Origin of the sequence: Catenuloplanes sp. NPDC051500 (assembly GCF_044454585.1) — a bacterium.
Taxonomy (GTDB): Bacteria; Actinomycetota; Actinomycetes; order Mycobacteriales; family Micromonosporaceae; genus Catenuloplanes.
In genome coordinates this window covers 1-16,551 of sequence record NZ_JBITDX010000029.1, presented here as the reverse complement: position 1 = coordinate 16,551, position 16,551 = coordinate 1, and the positions used below count along the sequence as shown (strand labels likewise).

The 16,551-nt window shown below is 71.9% G+C and carries 12 protein-coding genes; 6 read left to right on the top strand and 6 right to left on the bottom strand.

Translation table 11 applies throughout. The annotated features are described in order from the left end of the window. The first annotated feature begins 2 nt into the window (after positions 1–2). The 3 genes from ACIA8K_RS36505 to ACIA8K_RS36495 are packed head-to-tail and all read left to right on the top strand — an operon-like array spanning position 3 to position 2,571. Complete coding sequence (locus tag ACIA8K_RS36505) at positions 3–680, top strand: SDR family oxidoreductase (RefSeq protein ID WP_396067872.1); 678 nt, start codon at positions 3–5, stop codon at positions 678–680. Beyond that, entirely contained in the window at positions 677–1,597 is a 921-nt protein-coding gene (locus ACIA8K_RS36500; RefSeq protein WP_396067870.1) for a glycosyltransferase family 9 protein, read from the top strand. The genes ACIA8K_RS36505 and ACIA8K_RS36500 overlap by 4 nt, the downstream gene beginning before the upstream one ends. Before the next feature lie 23 nt (positions 1,598–1,620). Beyond that, positions 1,621–2,571 (top strand): helix-turn-helix domain-containing protein, encoded by a 951-nt coding sequence (locus ACIA8K_RS36495; protein WP_396067868.1) that lies wholly within the window; start codon positions 1,621–1,623, stop codon positions 2,569–2,571. 48 nt (positions 2,572–2,619) lie between these two features. Here ACIA8K_RS36495 and ACIA8K_RS36490 read toward each other — a convergent pair whose 3' ends face one another. Next, on the bottom strand, positions 2,620–4,830 hold the full coding sequence (locus ACIA8K_RS36490) for a catalase (RefSeq protein ID WP_396067866.1): 2,211 nt from the start codon (positions 4,828–4,830) through the stop codon (positions 2,620–2,622). A 148-nt stretch (positions 4,831–4,978) separates the two neighbouring features. On the opposite strand from ACIA8K_RS36490, the gene ACIA8K_RS36485 reads away from it, so the two are divergent. Then, positions 4,979–6,085 (top strand): sigma-70 family RNA polymerase sigma factor, encoded by a 1,107-nt coding sequence (locus ACIA8K_RS36485; protein ID WP_396067864.1) that lies wholly within the window; start codon positions 4,979–4,981, stop codon positions 6,083–6,085. Here ACIA8K_RS36485 and ACIA8K_RS36480 read toward each other — a convergent pair. Continuing rightward, the gene (locus ACIA8K_RS36480) at positions 6,071–7,039 is read right to left on the bottom strand and encodes a chemotaxis protein CheB (RefSeq protein ID WP_396067862.1); all 969 of its coding nucleotides are present in this window, start codon (positions 7,037–7,039) and stop codon (positions 6,071–6,073) included. The two genes, ACIA8K_RS36485 and ACIA8K_RS36480, sit on opposite strands and share 15 nt — an antisense overlap. A gap of 144 nt (positions 7,040–7,183) precedes the next feature. Here ACIA8K_RS36480 and ACIA8K_RS36475 point away from each other — a divergent pair, with 144 nt between their 5' ends. Further along, entirely contained in the window at positions 7,184–8,926 is a 1,743-nt protein-coding gene (locus ACIA8K_RS36475; RefSeq protein ID WP_396067860.1) for a heparinase II/III family protein, read from the top strand. A 188-nt stretch (positions 8,927–9,114) separates the two neighbouring features. Here the strand turns inward: ACIA8K_RS36475 and ACIA8K_RS36470 are convergent, their stop codons facing one another. Then, the gene (locus tag ACIA8K_RS36470) at positions 9,115–9,759 is read right to left on the bottom strand and encodes a bifunctional 4-hydroxy-2-oxoglutarate aldolase/2-dehydro-3-deoxy-phosphogluconate aldolase (RefSeq protein WP_396067858.1); all 645 of its coding nucleotides are present in this window, start codon (positions 9,757–9,759) and stop codon (positions 9,115–9,117) included. Between the two features lie 85 nt (positions 9,760–9,844). On the opposite strand from ACIA8K_RS36470, the gene ACIA8K_RS36465 reads away from it, so the two are divergent. Beyond that, the gene (locus ACIA8K_RS36465; RefSeq protein ID WP_396067856.1) at positions 9,845–10,729 is read left to right on the top strand and encodes a LysR family transcriptional regulator; all 885 of its coding nucleotides are present in this window, start codon (positions 9,845–9,847) and stop codon (positions 10,727–10,729) included. 169 nt (positions 10,730–10,898) lie between these two features. Here ACIA8K_RS36465 and ACIA8K_RS36460 read toward each other — a convergent pair whose 3' ends face one another. The 3 genes from ACIA8K_RS36460 to ACIA8K_RS36450 form a co-directional block, all read right to left on the bottom strand. Next, on the bottom strand, positions 10,899–13,544 hold the full coding sequence (locus tag ACIA8K_RS36460; RefSeq protein WP_396067854.1) for an alpha/beta hydrolase family protein: 2,646 nt from the start codon (positions 13,542–13,544) through the stop codon (positions 10,899–10,901). 85 nt (positions 13,545–13,629) lie between these two features. Then, complete coding sequence (locus tag ACIA8K_RS36455) at positions 13,630–14,628, bottom strand: OmpA family protein (protein ID WP_396067852.1); 999 nt, start codon at positions 14,626–14,628, stop codon at positions 13,630–13,632. Further along, the gene (locus tag ACIA8K_RS36450) at positions 14,625–15,290 is read right to left on the bottom strand and encodes a helix-hairpin-helix domain-containing protein (protein WP_396067850.1); all 666 of its coding nucleotides are present in this window, start codon (positions 15,288–15,290) and stop codon (positions 14,625–14,627) included. Before ACIA8K_RS36450 ends, ACIA8K_RS36455 begins: the two co-directional genes overlap by 4 nt. Positions 15,291–16,551 lie beyond the last annotated feature (1,261 nt).

Sequence of the window (16,551 nt, the reverse complement as noted above, 5' to 3'; positions counted from 1 at the left end):
CCATGGACGCTGTCATCATCACTGGTGGTTCGAGCGGCCTGGGCGCCGCCGTCGTCGCCGCGGTCGGCAAGGCCGGGGGCCGCCCACTCGTCATCGACAGGCAGCCGCCCGCGGACGGTGTCGAGTGGGTCGAGTGCGACCTGGCCGACACGCGCGCGGCCGAGGCGGCCACCCGGGAGCTGATCGAGAGGGCGGGCACTGTCGACGGCGTGGTCACCGCGGCCGGCTTCGACGTGCCGGGCGCGCTCGCGGACGTGCCGGGTGAGGTCTGGGACCGGATCGTCACTGTCGACCTGCTTGCCACGGCCGCGGTGATCCGGGCCGCGCTGCCCGCGCTTGAGCTGTCGCACGGCGGCGTGGTCACTGTCTCGTCCACGCTCGGGATCAAGGCGGTCGGGGACGCCACCGCGTACTGCGCGGCGAAGTTCGGCGTGGTCGGCTTCACCCGCGCGCTCGCGGCCGAGCTGGCCGGCCGGATCGGCGTCACGCTGATCATCCCGGGCGGCATGCGGACCAGGTTCTTCGACGAGCGCGACGACCGCTACAAGCCGGGCCCGGACGCGGTGCTCAACGATCCGGCGCACGTGGCGGACGCGATCCTGTTCGCGCTGCGCCAGCCGCCGGGCAGTGCTGTCCGGGAGATGGTCGTCGCCGCCGAGCGGGAGAGTTCCTACCCGTGATCCTTGTGCTGCGCGCGCTCGGCGTCGGGGATCTCGCCACCGGGGTGCCCGCGGTGCGCGCGCTGCGGGCCGCGTTTCCGGACGTCGAGCTCGCGCTGGCCGCGCCGGCCTGGCTGACGCCGCTGATCGCGCTGATCGGCGGCGTCGACCGGATCGTTCCCTGCGCCGGCCTGGACGATCCGCTGCCGCCGCTGACAGGTGTCACAGTCGCGGTCAACCTCCACGGGAAAGGACCTCAAAGCCATAAAAAGCTTTCGGCGGTACGCCCGGGAGCTCTCTGGGCCCATGCCAATGAGATCTTCACGGACGGTCCGCAGTGGCGGGAGGATCAGCACGAGGTGCAGCGCTGGGGCCGGATGCTGCGCTTCTACGGCGTACCCACAGATGACCTGGATCTTGATCTTGGGGTGCCGGCGGTGGACGTGCCGCACGGGGCGACGATCGTGCACCCCGGGGCGAAGTCACAGTCGCGGCGCTGGCCGCCGGATCGATATGCCCGGGTCGCCCGGGAGTTGGCCGCGGCGGGTCACCGGGTGATCGTGACCGGATCGGCCGCCGAGCACGAGCTCGCCGTGCGCATCGCCGCCGAGGCCGGGCTCGGTGCGGACGCGGCGCCGAGTACCGGGCTTGACGAGCTGGCCGGCCTGATCGCGCACGCGCGGCTGCTGATCAGCGGCGATACCGGCGTCGCGCACCTGGCCACCGCGTTCGGCACGCCGTCGGTGACGCTGTTCGGCCCGCAGCCGCCGAGCCGCTGGGGGCCGCCGCCCGATCGCCCCCGGCACCGGGTGATCTGGCACGGCGTCCGGGCGGAACCTGGCGATTCGTCCGGTCCGGGCGTGCATCAGGCGCTGCTCGCGATCACCGTGCCGGAGGTGCTTGCGGAGGCTCATTCTCACGGTTGGTCAGAGAAGTAGTACCGTGCGCTACGGGAGGTTGCGTGGTGGATGGGTCAAGCGCTCCGCGGCGCATGGAGGTCCGCACCCGGGACCGCGACGTGGTGGCCGATGCGATCAACCGGATCATCGCGCACAAGGCGCGGGTCGGGTTCGAGACCCCGAGCACTGTCGATCTCGCGGTCCGGTCGACGGACTACAGCGGGATCGGCGCGTTCCGGGTCCGGCTGGACGGCGTGCGCTACGAGTCGGACGTGCCGCCCATGACCGACCTGGTCGGCGGCATCGTCACGGACGGCGTCGCGCGTGTGCAGGTGGACGGCTTCGAGACGGAACTGCGCAGCCAGGACGGCCTGCTCTACCCGGAGGGCGCGGCGTCCGCCGGCGAGTACGGCAACACCCGGATGATGTGGGTGCACCTGCCGCTCGCCTACGTCGAGGGCGTGGCCGGGCTGCCCGGGCTGCGGTTCGAGGCGTGCACGCCGGTGTCCCGGCAGATGCGCGGCTTCTGGGCGGACACCACCACCTACCTGGTCCGGCAGCTCACCGCGCCCGGCGTTGACCTCAGCCCGCTTCTCGTCGAGCAGTTGCGCAGGCTGTTCGCCACGTCCGCGCTCGCTGTCTTCCCGAACACCACGATGACCGGCGCCTACCGGCCGGGCCCGGGGCGGGTGCCGATGGCGGTGGTCAGGCGTGCGGTCGCGTACATGGAGGAGAACGCGTCCCGGCCGCTCACGGTCGCGGAGATCGCCAGTGCTGCGGGTGTCGGTGCCCGGGGCCTGCAGGCCGCGTTCCGCCGCCACCTGGACAGCACGCCGCTCGAACACCTGCGGCGGATCCGGCTTGAGCGGGTGCACCTGGAGCTGACCGCGGCGGGCGCCGGGGTGACGGTCGGGGAGGTCGCGCGGCGCTGGGGGTTCGCGAATCCGGGACGGTTCGCGGGGCAGTACCGGGCCGCGTACGGCGTCTCCCCGGTGACGACGCTTCACGCATGAGAAAGGGGGTACGGCGCGGACGCCGTACCCCCTTCGCAGGATCTTTCTCTAGACAAGTGTGGCCGGGAAGCGGTCCCAGACGCGGTGGGCGCCGATCAGACCCTGCAGCGTCCCGAACGCCTCGGTGCCGGAATCGGCCACGAACACGCCAGGGGTCTTCTCGATGCCCGCCTGCTGGAGCACTGACGCGCCGCCGCCCCAGGCACCGACCGGCTTCGCGTGCCGCCACGCCTCCTCGACAAGCAGCAACAGGCGCGGGTCGACGGTGAGACTGCCCGATGCGGCCGCCTTGGCGTCGCGGACCGGGAGCGCGTCCGCGCCGGGCGCGACCGACTCGGCCACCAGGATCGCGTCGAACTCGACGGACCGGGCGGTGGCGAACGTGCGCTGCACGTCCAGGCCGCCGGCCTTCCCACCGGACGGGGCGATGATCAGCGGCAGCATCCCGGCCGCGAAGACCGCCTCGCGAACCGTGCCGGCGCCGTCCGCGCCGTCCGGGCCGACCACGATGCCGACGATCCGGCCGTCCGGCGGGTACACGCCGTCGATCATGGAGAGCGCCGGGCTGGGCGTCACCTCGGCCGGCTCCACCTGAGCGGCCGGGGCGGGCAGGCCGAGACCTGCTGCGACCTGCGCGCACAGGTCCGGGTCGATGTTGGCGAGGCACTGCAGCTGGCGCTCCTTGACCGCCTGCTCGTAGCACTTGGCCAGCTCGAACGTGTACGCGTTGACGATGTGCTCCTTCTCCACCGGCGACATGCTCAGCCAGAAGAGGCGTACCTGGGAGAAGTGGTCGTTGAACGAGACCGGGTTCGCCCGGATCTTCGGCGCCTCGGCCACCCGGACCGGCAGGTCCTCGAATCCGTCCACCGGGTCGGTGAACGGGTTGCCGCCGTCAAGCGAGTTCGGCCGGTACGGCGCCACGCCCGCGTGCACCGCGTGCTGGTGGAAGCCGTCCCGGAGCATGTCGTTGACGGGCGCGTGCGGGCGGTTGACCGGGATGTGGTTGAAGTTCGGCCCGCCCAGCCGGGTCAGCTGCGTGTCCAGGTAGGAGAAGAGCCGGCCCTGCAGCAGCGGGTCGTTCGTCACGTCGATGCCGGGCGGCAGGTTTCCCAGGTGGAATGCGACCTGCTCGGACTCGGCGAAGAAGTTCGTCGGGTTCCGGTTCAGGACGAGGCGGCCGATCGGCTGCACCTCGGCCAGCTCCTCCGGCACGATCTTGGTCGGGTCGAGCAGGTCGATCCCGGCGAACGTCTCGTCCGGCGTGTCCTCGAAGACCTGCACCCCCAGTTCCCACTCCGGGTACGCGCCGGCCTCGATCGCGTCGTACAGGTCCCGGCGGTGGAAGTCCGGGTCGACGCCGCTGATCAGCTGAGCCTCCTCCCAGACCAGCCCGTGCGTGCCAAGTTTCGGCTTCCAGTGGAACTTGACAAGCACTGTCCCACCCTCCGCGTTGACCAGGCGGAACGTGTGGACGCCGAAGCCCTCCATCGTCCGGTACGACCGCGGGATCCCCCGGTCCGACATGTTCCAGATCGTGTGGTGCTGCGCCTCGGTGTGCAGGGAGACGAAGTCCCAGAACGTGTCGTGCGCGCTCTGCGCCTGCGGGATCTCCCGGTCCGGGTGCGGCTTGGCCGCGTGGATGATGTCCGGGAACTTGATCGCGTCCTGGATGAAGAACACCGGGATGTTGTTGCCGACCAGGTCGAAGTTGCCCTCGTCGGTGTAGAACTTGACGGCGAAGCCGCGGGTGTCCCGCACGGTGTCGGCCGAGCCGCGCGACCCGAGCACTGTGGAGAACCTGACGAAGACCTGCGTCTCCACGTCCTTCTTCAGGAAGCCAGCCCTGGTGATCGCCTCGGCGGTGCCGTACGCGGTGAACGTGCCGTGCGCCGAGCTGCCCCGGGCGTGCACCACCCGCTCCGGGATGCGCTCGTGGTCGAAGTGCATCATCTTTTCGCGGAAGTGGTGGTCCTGCAGCAGGACCGGCCCGCGCGGGCCCGCCTTCAGCGAGTGGTCGGTGTCGCGCAGCCGGGTGCCGGTCGAGGTGGTCAGGTGCGCGCCCTGCTGCGTCCGGTCACCGTCGGTCGCGCCGGTGGCGGTCCGCTGCTCGGGGCTCCCCTGATCCGGCTTTGGCGGCAGCGGATCGTGCGGCGCGGTCGGCTCGGCGATCTCCGGTGTGCCACTGCCGGGTGCCCCGGGCACGGTGTGGCCGGTCACGGCGTCCTTGACTGCGTCCACGATCTTTCGTGCTTCCATGCGGTGAGATCCTCCAGGTCAGAGCGGTCGGGACCGGGTACCCGGGCGCTGCGCCGACAAACGGGGTGACTTCCTGTTTCATCCGGATTACTCAGGGAAGGGTCTTCACTTAGGCCGGTTCGGCTCCATGGTGGGATGAGGTGCTGATATGTCCGGATTCAGTAGTGTCGAGCCGGACCTGGACGTCTGCGCGGATGAATTCGTCCGAGCCAGCGCCGAAGCGGAGCCCGCCGTGGCCGCCCGGCTGAGAGAGGACTTCGTCCGGATCGGGCTGCCGCTCGCCGGCCGTCTCGCCGGTCGATACGCCGGCCGGGGCGAACCCGCGGAGGACCTGGAGCAGGTCGCCCGGATCGGCCTGGTCAAGACCGTCGACAGGTACGAGGCCGACCGGGGCTCGTTCACCGCGTTCGCTGTCGTCACCATCCGGGGCGAGCTGCGCCGTCACTTCCGGGATCACACCTGGGGCGTGCACGTGCCCCGCCGCCTCCAGGACCTCGGCCTCGAGGTCCGGCGTGCCACTGACGAGCTGACCACCCGCCTGCACCGGCCGCCGACCGACGCGGAGATCGCCGAGGCAGTGCGCGCGTCCGAGGCCGACGTGCTGCAGGCCCGCACCTCGCTTGCCGGCTACTCCGCGATGTCGCTCAACCGGCAGGTGTCGGCGGACGACGACACCGAGATCGGCGACCTGCTCGGCGGGCTCGACCCGGACCTGGCCGCGGTCGACGACCTGACCACAGTGGGGAGCCTGCTGCTGCGCATGCCGCAGCGGGACCGCCAGATGCTCGCGCTGCGCTACTGGGGCAACCAGAGCCAGAGCGAGATCGCGGAACGCTTCGGCATCTCCCAGATGCAGGTGTCCCGGCTGCTCAGCCGCGCGCTGACCTGGCTGCGCACCGCGATGCTCACCGACGTCGTGCCGGCCTGGCCGGGCGAGAACGACGAGCCGGGCGTGCGGATCGAGCTCTACACAGGTACCGGGCGCGAGCGGATCGCACGGGTCCGCGGCGAGGTCGACCGGGACAACGCAGGCGAACTGCGGATCCGGCTGCTCTCCGCGCTCTGCGCCGGCCGGCCCACCCTGCTTGTGGTGGACCTCTCCGGCGTGCCGACGATCGACGCGGCCGGCCTGCGCGCGCTTGTCACCGTGCGGGACACCGCGACAAGCCGTGGCACGCACCTGCGCCTCACCGGCGTGGCCCCACATCTGGCCCAGTTGATCACCGCGACCGGTCTGGGGTCACTGCTTCGCTAGGCGGTCCAGCAGCTGGCGGATCAGCGTGATCGCATTGTCCGCGTCGTCCGCGCTGCGCTGGTAGTTGTCGGCGTTGAGCCGCTTGGCCATCCGGCGGCTCAGCGCGGACTTCTCCTCAAGCGCGCGCAACGCGGTCCAGAGCGCGCCCTCGGTCGCGACCGCCTGCTCGTCGATCAGGTTCTCCGGTGACCAGGCGTGCCCGATACGGCAGCGGTAGTGCGGGATCGGCTCGTCGGAGAGCTGGAACAGACTGCCGCCGCAGTCCGGGCAGCCGAACCCGGCCGGTACCGCCCCGGCCGTCTCGTCTGTGGTCCGCGCGCTGAGCGCACTGATCGCGACCTCGTCGTCCAAGCGGGGATCAACAGCCACATCGGGACCTTCCGGCAGGGGTACGGTCGTCAGCTCGGCAAGCAGCGCGCCCATCTCGGCAGCGGGCACCACGTGGTCGGGGGTGAGCCGGTCGGCGACCGCCTCCGGCATCGACGGGAAGAGCGCGTCCGCCGGATCCTGCGTCACCACGAGACCGCCGCGCCGTGCGAGGTCGTACGCGCCGTCCGCGCCGTCCGCCCGTGCCCCGGACAGGATCACGCCGATCGCGCGCCGTCCGGCCGACCGGGCCACGGACCGGAAGAGCGGGCAGACCGCGGGCCGATGGCCGTTCTCCGCCGGGCCGTGGCTGAGCCGCACCCGGTCACCGAGCAGCAACAGGTGATGATCTGTGGGCGCGACGTAGATGTGGCCCGGCAGGATCCGCTCGCCGTCCACGGCCGCCGTGGCGGTCAGCGGGCCGGCCCGGGTGAGGATGACCGGGAGCGCACTTGGTGTGCCACGAGGTATGTGCAACACGATCAGGACCGCGGCGGGCAGATCGGCGGGGAGACCCCGGACGAGCGCCCGCAACGCCTCCACCCCGCCGGCGGAGGCTCCGACGACTACGACATCACGATGGGCCATCCGGATGGATACCCGGGTGAGGGCCCGTCCATGCGTGCTCACCGCCGGGCCGGGCCGTTCGTGCGGTTGTCGGGTGCGGACGCCTCTGTTCGGCTGTGAACGGACGATCGTCCGCGGGCGTCGCCGATGCTAGCTTCAGCCGCCATGCGCACCCGCCTGCTGAGCACCGCACTCGACGCCGGCCTGCTCGTCCCGGCCGCGACAGTCGACCACGCCGCGTTCGCCGAGGTCCCCGGCCCGACCCGGGACGCGATCGTCGCCGTGGCGGACGAGACGCTGGGTCAGCCCTGGCCGCAGCCGACGCTCACGCACTGGCGCGCCTACCTGCGCGACGGCAGCCGGGTCGCCTGGGAGGATCAGTACTTCGCCCGCCGTCGCCGCCTGCACGCCACCGCGCTCGCGCTCGCGCTGACCCGGACACCCGGCCGGTACGCGGACGAACTGCTGGACGGCGTCTGGCTGCTGGCCGAGGAGACGACCTGGTGCCTGCCCGCGCACGACGGCCCGGACCGGGTGGTGCCCGACCCGGAGCGGCCGCACCTCGACCTGTTCGCGGCCGAGACCGCCGCCACGCTCGCCTGGATCCTGCGCCTGCACGCGGACGTGTTCGCCGAGGTGCCGGGCGTCGCGGCCCGGGTCGAGCGGGAGATCCACCGCCGGGTGCTGGAGCCGTACCGCACGGACGGGACGTCGTACTTCTGGTTCGGCGCGGCGATGAACTGGAACCCGTGGATCACGAACAACGTGATCGCGGCGGCGCTGCTCACCGACGGGGACCCGGGGCCGGTGCTGGAGCTGGCGGTGCGCAGCCTGGACGCCTACCTCGACGGCGTGCCAGGGGACGGCGGCTGTCCCGAGGGCATCTCCTACTGGTGGCACTCCGGAGCCCGGCTCTTCGAGGCGTTGGAGCTGCTCGGCGTACCCCCGGAGATCTGGGCTGATCCGCTGATCCGCGGGATCGGCCGGTTCCCGCTCACCGCGCATCTCGGCGGCGGGTGGAGCGCCAGCTTCGGCGACGGCAACGCCCGCGTGCCGGACGGCTCCGGCAAGGACCACCTGTCACCCGCGCTGCTGTACCGGTACGGCCGCGCGGTCGGCGACGACGAGATCACCGCGTTCGCCCGCGCGTCCCGGGGCGCCGGACCGCTGACCACGCTGCCGAGCCCGATGGGCCGCGCGATCGCCGCGCTGACCGACCCGGTCTGGCGCGACGCCCCGCCGGCCGAATTCCCCGCCCCGCAGGTGCAGTGGCTGGCCGAGACGCAGGTCGCGTCCGTCCGCGCCGGCGCGCTGCATCTGATCGCGAAGGCCGGCCACAACGACGAGCCGCACAACCACAACGACGTCGGCAGCTTCGTACTTGCCGTGCACGGCGAGCCGGTGATCGTGGACGCGGGCACCGGCGTCTACGACCGGGACAGCTTCGGGCCGCACCGGTACCGGGCCTGGTTCACCCGCTCCGCGTTCCACAGCGTGCCCGAGATCGACGGCCACGAGCAGGCCCCCGGGCCGGACTTCCGCGCCCGCGACGTGACCTTCGACGGTACGGTGTTCGCGCTTGACCTGGCCGCCGCGTACCCGCCGGAGGCCGGCCTGCTCTCCCTGCGCCGTACGTTCACCGTCGCGGACGACGCCGTCACGCTCACCGACGCCTGGCACCTCGACCATCGGCCGGACCGCATCCGCCTGCGCCTGCTGACCCGGCCGCATTCCGGGACGCTGCTGACGATGACGCTGCCCGGCGACGTCCGCGCGGACACCGAGGAGCTCCCGCTGACCGACCCGCTGCTTCACGCGATCTGGGGCGACCACCTCTCCCTGCTCACGCTCGAGGTGATCGACCCGGGCCCTACCGGCGTCGTCACCGTCCACTTCACGGCACGCTGACGCGTCGGCTTGCGCTGAGGAGTCGGAGTGGGCTGAGGCGTCGGCTTGGGCTGGGGCGCCGGTTTGCGCTGAGGCGCTGATGTGCGCTCAGGCGGCGGCTTCCGCTGGGGCGGCCGCTCGGGTGAGGCGCCGATGTGCGCTAAAGCGGCGGCTTGGGCTGGGGCGGCGGCTTTGTGCCGCGCGGAGGCTCAGCCGAGGGCGGCGACCACGGCGGCCAGGCCGCCCGGGGCGAGGAGGGCGTTGTCGACGCCGAGGCAGCGGGCGCCGGCCAGGCGGAAGTCGGCCGCGTTGGCCGAGGTGACGCCGCCGGTGGCGATCAGGGAGAGGCCGGGGAACGACTCGTGCAGGTCACGGAGCCAGTCGGCGCCGAGCGGGGCGGCGGGAAAGATGCTGAGCCAGCGGCAGCCGGCGCGGTAGGCGTGCTGGATCTCGGTCGCGGTGGCCGCGCCCGGGATGTGCGGGAGGCCGGCGGCGAGGCTGACGCGAAGTACGTCCAGGTCGAAGCCGGGGGCCAGCGTGATCGCGGCGCCTGCCTGCTTCGCGATCGGGACGAGGTCGGGCGTGAGCACCCCGGCGGCGGCCGGGACCTCGCCCCGCTCGGCCGCGAGGCGGGCGACGGCGGCGAGCGCCTCCCGGGAGGAGGGAGCGTGCAGCGGGACCGCCACGGTGCCGAGGCCGGTGTCCCAGACGGCCTCGGCGAGCGCGACGGTCCGGGCGATCGGGAGGTTGCGGAGCAGGGCGAGCAGCGGGCGGCCGTCGAGCACCCGGTCGAGCACCTGCGCGGCCGACGGCAGCGGCTGCTGGATCCCGCCGCCGGGCCTGCGTACCGCCATGACACCTCCTCCAGTCACTCTAAATACTAATAAAAGGCGATATAGCCGATATTGGGTGCCACGGCGGGATCGATACTCTGGCGGTATGAGTGAGCTGGAGACCCGGCAGCTGCGCTACTTCGTCGCGGTGGCGGAGGAGCTGCACTTCGGACGGGCCGCCGCCCGGCTCGGCATGGCGCAGCCACCGTTGTCCAAAGCGATCCGTGACCTCGAACGGCAGCTCGGCGTGCAGCTGCTGATCCGTACGACCCGGCAGGTCGCGCTCACACCGGCCGGGGAGACGCTGCTGGCCGGCGCCCGTGACGCGCTCGACGCGGTCGCCGCGACCGCGCTGCGGACCCGGCGGGCCGGACAGCGGGACCCGACGCTGCGGGTCGCGCTCAAGGCCGACTTCGACGCGGGACTGCTCCCGGCGATCGTGAACGTCTACGACATGCTCCCGATCGAGCTGGTGCTCGGCGGGCCGGGAGACCAGGTGCGCGCGCTGCACGACGGCCGGGCCGACGTGGCGCTTGTGCTGGCGCCGTTCGACGAGCGGGACGTGGACAGCGAGGCGCTGGTGACCGGCCCACGGGTGGTGGCGCTGCCGGCCGCGGACCCGCTGGCGGCACGGACCGCGCTCCGGCCGTCCGACCTGGCCGGGCGGCGCCTGCCGAACGGCTCACCGGCGGAGAGCGCGGACGTGACCCCACCGTCCGAGCAGGTCAAAGACCTCGCGCAACTGTTCAACCTGGTGGAGATGGGGACCGTGGTCTGGTTCCCGCCGGCCTGGGTCGCGCACCGCTTCCCGCGGCCGCACATCGCCTACCGGCACATGCCGGACCTGCCGCCCGCGACGCTCGCGGTGGCCTGGCTCGCCGCCTCGCGCTCACCGGCGGTGGCTGCCTTCGTCCGCACCGCCCGAGAGGCGGCCCAGGCGCGGGCGGCGGTGAACCCCGGTGCGGAAATGGAGGCCCGCCAGGGGTGGTGAGCCCGGCTCCCGCGGTACCGGTGCCCGCGGGAGCGTGCGGGCCGCGACCACCCACAGAGTGGGAAAGCAGCCTGTAGATCTTGATCTTGGCGCGGGTCGATGGTGAGAAGCAGCGCCGGGTCTGACGGCCGCGCAATCCGTTACGGCCGTCGGACCGCTCGGGTGCCGGTCAGTCCGTGACCGTGCCGGTCAACGCCGGCAGGTCCGCGCCGTAGATGTGCAGCGTCACCACCTCGTCCGGCTCCGCCACGCCGTCCGCCACGGTCGGGATGGAGAAGTCCGCGGTCGTCGCGCCGGGTGGGAACTCGAGCGTGCAGCCGAGGAAGTCCGACAGCGGCCTCGCCGGGTCCGGCTCCAGGCCGAAGGTGTCGCGAAGCCATCGCGGATCGACGTCCGCGCTGGACAGCTCCGCCCCGGCGGCCGGCGGCTCCGCCCAGAGCCCGAACAGGTACAGGGTGTCCTCGGCCGGTGCGGACACCGTGAACCGCCACGTCAGCGCCGCCCCTTCGGCGACCCGGTCCGCGATCGGCGCCACCGAGAGCGTGGGCTGCGGATCATCGTTGCGGACGTCGGTGGTGCCGACGTAGTCGCCGATCGTCACGCCGCGTTCCGCCTTCGCAAGCACCTCGATGTGCTCGGGCCGCTCCCGGTAGAACGTGTCGCCGCGCACCGTGACCGGCACGTCGATCCGGCGCTGACCGGGCACGATGTCCGCGACCCAGCTGACGCTGCTCACACCGTCCGGCTGGACCACCGACAGCCGGATCCGGGCGGACGCGTCGCCGGTGATGTCCACCGGGATCTGATACGTCTGCTCGCCCGAGTCGCCCTCGTCCACGACCAGCCCGCCGATGTCCACCCGGGGCAGGCGCGCGGGCCGCGGATCCGGCGTGCCGGGCGACAGGCCCCACGCGTCGATAAGCCACGCGGTGCCGGTCGCGGCGCGCGGCGTCAGGACCAGGCTCGCCACGTCGCGGACGCCGTGGCGCGGCACCCTGACCTCCTGCGCCCAGATCGCCGCACTGAGCCTGTCGGCCGGCAGACCGCTGAGCGTGACGTCGCCGAGCGCGGTGCGGCGGCCGGCCGAGTCCACGGCCGTCACGCCGAAGGTGGTGGCCGGGCTGTTCTCCGGTACGGCCAGTCGCAGCGCCAGCTCACGGGACGAGCCAAGCGGCGCCGGTGCGGGGAGCGTGACCGTCATCGGGGTGCCGGGCGAGGTCCAGTCGTAGCGGACCGCGTGCCGGCCGGGCTCGTCGGGCAGTTCCCGGAAGACCGCGAAGTGCGGCGACCAGATATACGGCCGGAAGAGGTAGCAGGCGGCCGCGCGGTCCCGGGTGATCTGGTCGCAGACCCGCGCGCCGCCGGACGTGGCGAGCGCCGGGCCGGGCAGCAGCACGGGCGTGCGCGCGCCGCCGACCGCGTGGCTGAGCACGCGCGCCGGGCCGGCGGACGGCGCCCGGCGGCCGGTGCCGTCAAGCAGCGGGCGCACCCGGTCGTCGCCGGCGACGAAGAGCCGGGCCGCGGCCGCGATGTAGGTGGCGCCCATGGCCTGCTGCTGGGCCGCGGTGAGCCGGGTCGGCGCGGACGGCCCGCAGACCGCGTCGTCCTCGAACGGGAAGTCGTCACCGGCGGGCGCCGCGGCCTGTCCCGGCGTCCACTCGGTGTTGAAGTAGTTGTGGTTCGCGCCGACCACGAAGAGCACGCTGTGCAGCGCCCGCCCGGAGCTGACGCCGCGGGTGGCATCCGCGAACATCTGGCCCTGCAGGTCGGCCACGTCGCCGTCGCAGCCGGGCAGGATCGTCACGGACGGCACGTCCGGCGCCGGGTTCTGGCCGAAGATCGTCGGGCCGATGTGCAGCACGCCGCGGATGGACCAGCGGGTCTTGATCGTGTCGCCGGGCGGCGGGCTCAGCGAGTCGGTCGCGGCCCGGTTCACCCCTTCGCCGCCGCGCGAGTGACCCATCAGAAAGACCTTGGACATATCGGGTACGGGTGAGGAGCGCACTATCGCCGGCGCGCCCGCCCGGTCGCGCGCCCAGTCCGCCCACAGCGACAGGTGCCGCCGGATCAGCAGCGAGCGGGCGTCCGCGCCGTACTCGTCGACCTCGTTGTCCTGGGCGCTGATCCCGTTCGCCGCGATCGACACCGTGACGTAGCCCTGCGACGCCAGCAGCTCCTGGGCCTGCAGATATCCCAGCTGGCTCGGGATCGGCACGCTGCCGTCCGCGCACGGCCACTCGAAGAAGAAGTCGTCGCTGCCCGGCTGGTAACACCACAGGTGCCGGCCGTGCAGGAACAGCGCGAGCGGCCGCCTGCCGGGCGCGCCGACCGGCGAGACCACCTCCGCGAGCATCTCGACCGGCGCCGGAAGCCGCGGCAGCGTGACGCCGGGCAGCTGGTAGGCGCCGCGGACCGTCCGGTACGGGCCCTTGACGCCGGGGTCGACCTCGTTCGCGGGCAGCGCGGCCGGCACCGCCACCTCGGCCGCGGCCTTCCTGCGCGCGGGCGGTGGCGCGTCAAGCCGCCGCCCGCCGGCCCGCACGGACAGCGCGGAGACCGGGACACCCGCACCCCGATCCAGCCGGAACGTCCGCAGATCGGTCTGGACCGGGCGGCCGAGCGGGCGGTCCCCGGCCCAGAACTCGACCACGGCGTCACCGATCGGAACCGGCGCGGCGGACCGCCAGACCAGCTGCGCACCCTCGGTCGACCACCCGGTGTCGAGGGATCGCGGCGAGGGTGCGGACCAGGCGGGAACGCCCGATCCGGCCACCAGAACCGCGGCGAGCGCGGCAGTCACAAGTGTTCTTCGCATGACTGACGTTCTAGCCCATCGAGGTGAATATTCGCATGCATCACCGTGCCGGGCCGGGTGGTGGAGCCCGCCCGGCCCGTACCGATCATGGGCCTGACCTGCCTGTCACCACCAGCTCGGCGTGTCGCTGCCGGGCGCGTTCCGCATCGGTGCCGTTCGGCGCGCCGGGGGCGTACCCCTCGATGGTCATCCGGTCCTGATCTATGCCGAACTCCGCGAGCACATCGCGGACCGCGGCCGCGCGCTCGGCGCCGAGCGCCTCACCGCCGGCCTCAAGCGAGTCCGTGTAGCCCTCGACGCGGAACGACGCGCTCGGGTTCGCGTGCAGCAGACCTGCCGCACGCCACAGATTCCGCCGCGCCTGCGGCGACAGCCGAGAGCTGTCCGACTGAAACATCAGCGGGGGTACGTCCGCGAGCTGCGCGTCGAGGTCCGCGACCGACAGCGCGTCGACCACGGTGAGCCCGGTGCGGTGGGCCGCGGTGGTCAGCGCTGCCCACTCCAGCTCGGACGCGGCCGTGCCGCTCAGCGTGAGCACGTCGCTCTCCATCCGCACCTGAAGATCCGCCGCGGTCCTGGGCAACGCCCCGAGCAGCGCCGCGACCGCCGGAAGATCCTCGTCTGTGACATCGCCGATGGTGACCCGGTCGTCGACTGTGGCGAAACGGGAGGCGGCGGCGCTGTGCAGCGCGGCCCGGTGCGCGTCGCCGGGCACGGTCCCGGTGAGCGCGACGCGCCCGTCCGCCACGGTGGCGAGCAGCGACGGCAGCAGCCTGGGCGGCGGTGCGGGCGCCTCCACCACCGGATCCACGAGGGTACGGACGGTGCGGACACCGTCCAGCGCGGCGACGATCGTGCGGGCCCGGGTGGCGGTCGCCTCGTCCGCGACGTGCAGGACGCCGTCACGGCCGGTGAACGAGACCTCGACCGACTGCGCGCCCGCTGCCGCGAGAGCGCGGGAAGAGCGGCTGGTCAGGTCGTCCTCCATCCGGTGCCGATTCGGGACCAGCTGCAATGCGACGAGGGCGGTCAACCCGATGACGGAGATCAACCAGACGAGCAGGAGACGGCGGCGCTGGGTCATCGGACGCTCCCGGCGGTCGTGTCCTGCTGGGCCGGGGCGGAGACTGGTGCAGCGGAGACTGCCGGGTCTGTGGCACCTGTCTCGACGGTCTCGTCCGTCCTCGGGGCGTCGTTGGTGGCCGGAGTTCTTCCGGTCCTGTCTGTATCGGCGCTCCTTCCGCTCCTGCCTGGACCGGTGCTTGTGCCGCTCCGGTCGGGACCGGTGCTCCTGTCGGAACCGGCGCTCCTATCGATCCTATCGTTCCTGTCGCTACCGGCGCTCCTGTCGGTCCTGCCGGGCTTGCCGGTGGAGGTGGACGGACGGGCGGGTGCGGTCTGCGGGGTGGCGTCGGCCGCCGGCTTCTCGGGGCGGCCGGCGATTAGCCGCTCCGTCAGGACCTGGAATCCGGCCTCGTCGCCGTCCGCGAGCAGCTGGGCCTGACGGCTCCAGGTGGTGAGACTCGGCGCGAAGGACAGCCCGGCAGCCTTGATCGCGGACAGCTTGGTGGCGTCGTCCACAGCCGCGAGCTGCGCGAACGTGCGGATGCCAGCGGCGCGCAGCGCGTTCGCCATGGCGATGCCGATGCCCTCGATCCGCTCCAACTCGTCGTCCGTCTCTGTCACAGGCGTGGCGACGGGCTCTGCCGCGGATGCGGCCACGGGCGTGGCGACAGGTTCTGTCACGGGAGTAGCGACGGCCTCTGCTGCGGGCGTGGCGACGGGCTCCGCCGTGGACGCGGCCCCGGGCTTTGCCACCGACTCGGCGACTCGCTTTGCCGCGGGCGTGACCACGGGCTCGTCTACAGGCTCTTTTGCGGGCGCCGCGATGGGGCCGGCGACAGGCTGGCCGGGCTGTGCGAAGGGCTTCTCGACCAGCTTCTTGGTGGGGGCGGGTGCCGGGACGGCCGCCGCGGGGGCGGGCTTCTCGGCGGAAACGAGCGCGGGGACGGCCGCCGGGCCCGCCGCGGGGGCGGGCTTCTCGGCGGGTGAAGGTGCGGAGGCGGCTGCGGGGGCCACGGTGGGGGCGGGCTTCTCCGCGCGGCGCGGAATGTGGGAGAGGCGGCCCGCAACGAATCCCACAACGAATGTCGCGAGGATTATGAGCAGCGATTGAATGATGAACCAGGACACTGCTGACCTCCAGAAACACGCTGAAGAACCGCATCGGATCACCGATGCGGAATGGTATGGAAAGGAGTGGTTCCGGCGGCCGTCCGGAGAACCGCGCGTATCCTATATGGATATTCGCGTTTATTGGAAAGACTTCTCGCGTAACGTGGCGATCACTCAGCGTCCCGAATCATTGGTGGAGGCTGATTTGCGCGACGCAGCGGCCGCGGCGTACCTTTCTCTTCGCCACGGGGAACCGGACGAACAGGGCGAAAGCCGCTGGGGGTACGGAACTGGGGCAACCGGGTGGTGCGACCGGATCCGGGGGACCCGGATTTGGGGTTGCGAAACCGACCGGGTAGAGTAAGTCAGTCGGCAGGAGCCGGGCGAGACGATCTGGGTTCAGGTCGTAGGCCGGTCTGCGGGATCTTCCTAAGCAAACAAACGCCAGCAATGGTGCGCGTTCGCATGGGGAAATCCGGGCGTTGCTTTTCGAAAGAATCGGCAGTTCCGAACGGAACGCGGATTTGACGGGGCGAAAACGACCGGATAAAGTAATTGAAGCGCCGGGGGAAACGCCGGAGCGAAACGAACGAAATACCCCACGCCGGGGTACGGCTTAGCCGATCACGGTGCGGTGTGTGGTTGTTCTTTGAGAACTCAACAGGGTGCTTGAAAAGCCAGTGCCAATTATGATTGATACCCGGCCAGGGCTTTCGGATTCTTCGGGGTCTGATTGTTTTCTGGTGGGATTCCTTTGGCAGTTTTGATTAACTGCCGGGACAGATTTTCTCTAGATTTCGTTGGAGAGTTTGATCCTGGCTCAGGACGAACG

Coding starts and splice junctions, on each gene's coding strand:
- ACIA8K_RS36505 (WP_396067872.1), top strand. CDS start 3: ATGGACGCTGTCATCATCACTGGTGGTTCGAGCGGCCTGGGCGCCGCC.
- ACIA8K_RS36490 (WP_396067866.1), bottom strand. CDS start 4,830: ATGGAAGCACGAAAGATCGTGGACGCAGTCAAGGACGCCGTGACCGGC.
- ACIA8K_RS36485 (WP_396067864.1), top strand. CDS start 4,979: ATGTCCGGATTCAGTAGTGTCGAGCCGGACCTGGACGTCTGCGCGGAT.
- ACIA8K_RS36480 (WP_396067862.1), bottom strand. CDS start 7,039: ATGGCCCATCGTGATGTCGTAGTCGTCGGAGCCTCCGCCGGCGGGGTG.
- ACIA8K_RS36475 (WP_396067860.1), top strand. CDS start 7,184: ATGCGCACCCGCCTGCTGAGCACCGCACTCGACGCCGGCCTGCTCGTC.
- ACIA8K_RS36470 (WP_396067858.1), bottom strand. CDS start 9,759: ATGGCGGTACGCAGGCCCGGCGGCGGGATCCAGCAGCCGCTGCCGTCG.
- ACIA8K_RS36465 (WP_396067856.1), top strand. CDS start 9,845: ATGAGTGAGCTGGAGACCCGGCAGCTGCGCTACTTCGTCGCGGTGGCG.
- ACIA8K_RS36460 (WP_396067854.1), bottom strand. CDS start 13,544: ATGCGAAGAACACTTGTGACTGCCGCGCTCGCCGCGGTTCTGGTGGCC.
- ACIA8K_RS36455 (WP_396067852.1), bottom strand. CDS start 14,628: ATGACCCAGCGCCGCCGTCTCCTGCTCGTCTGGTTGATCTCCGTCATC.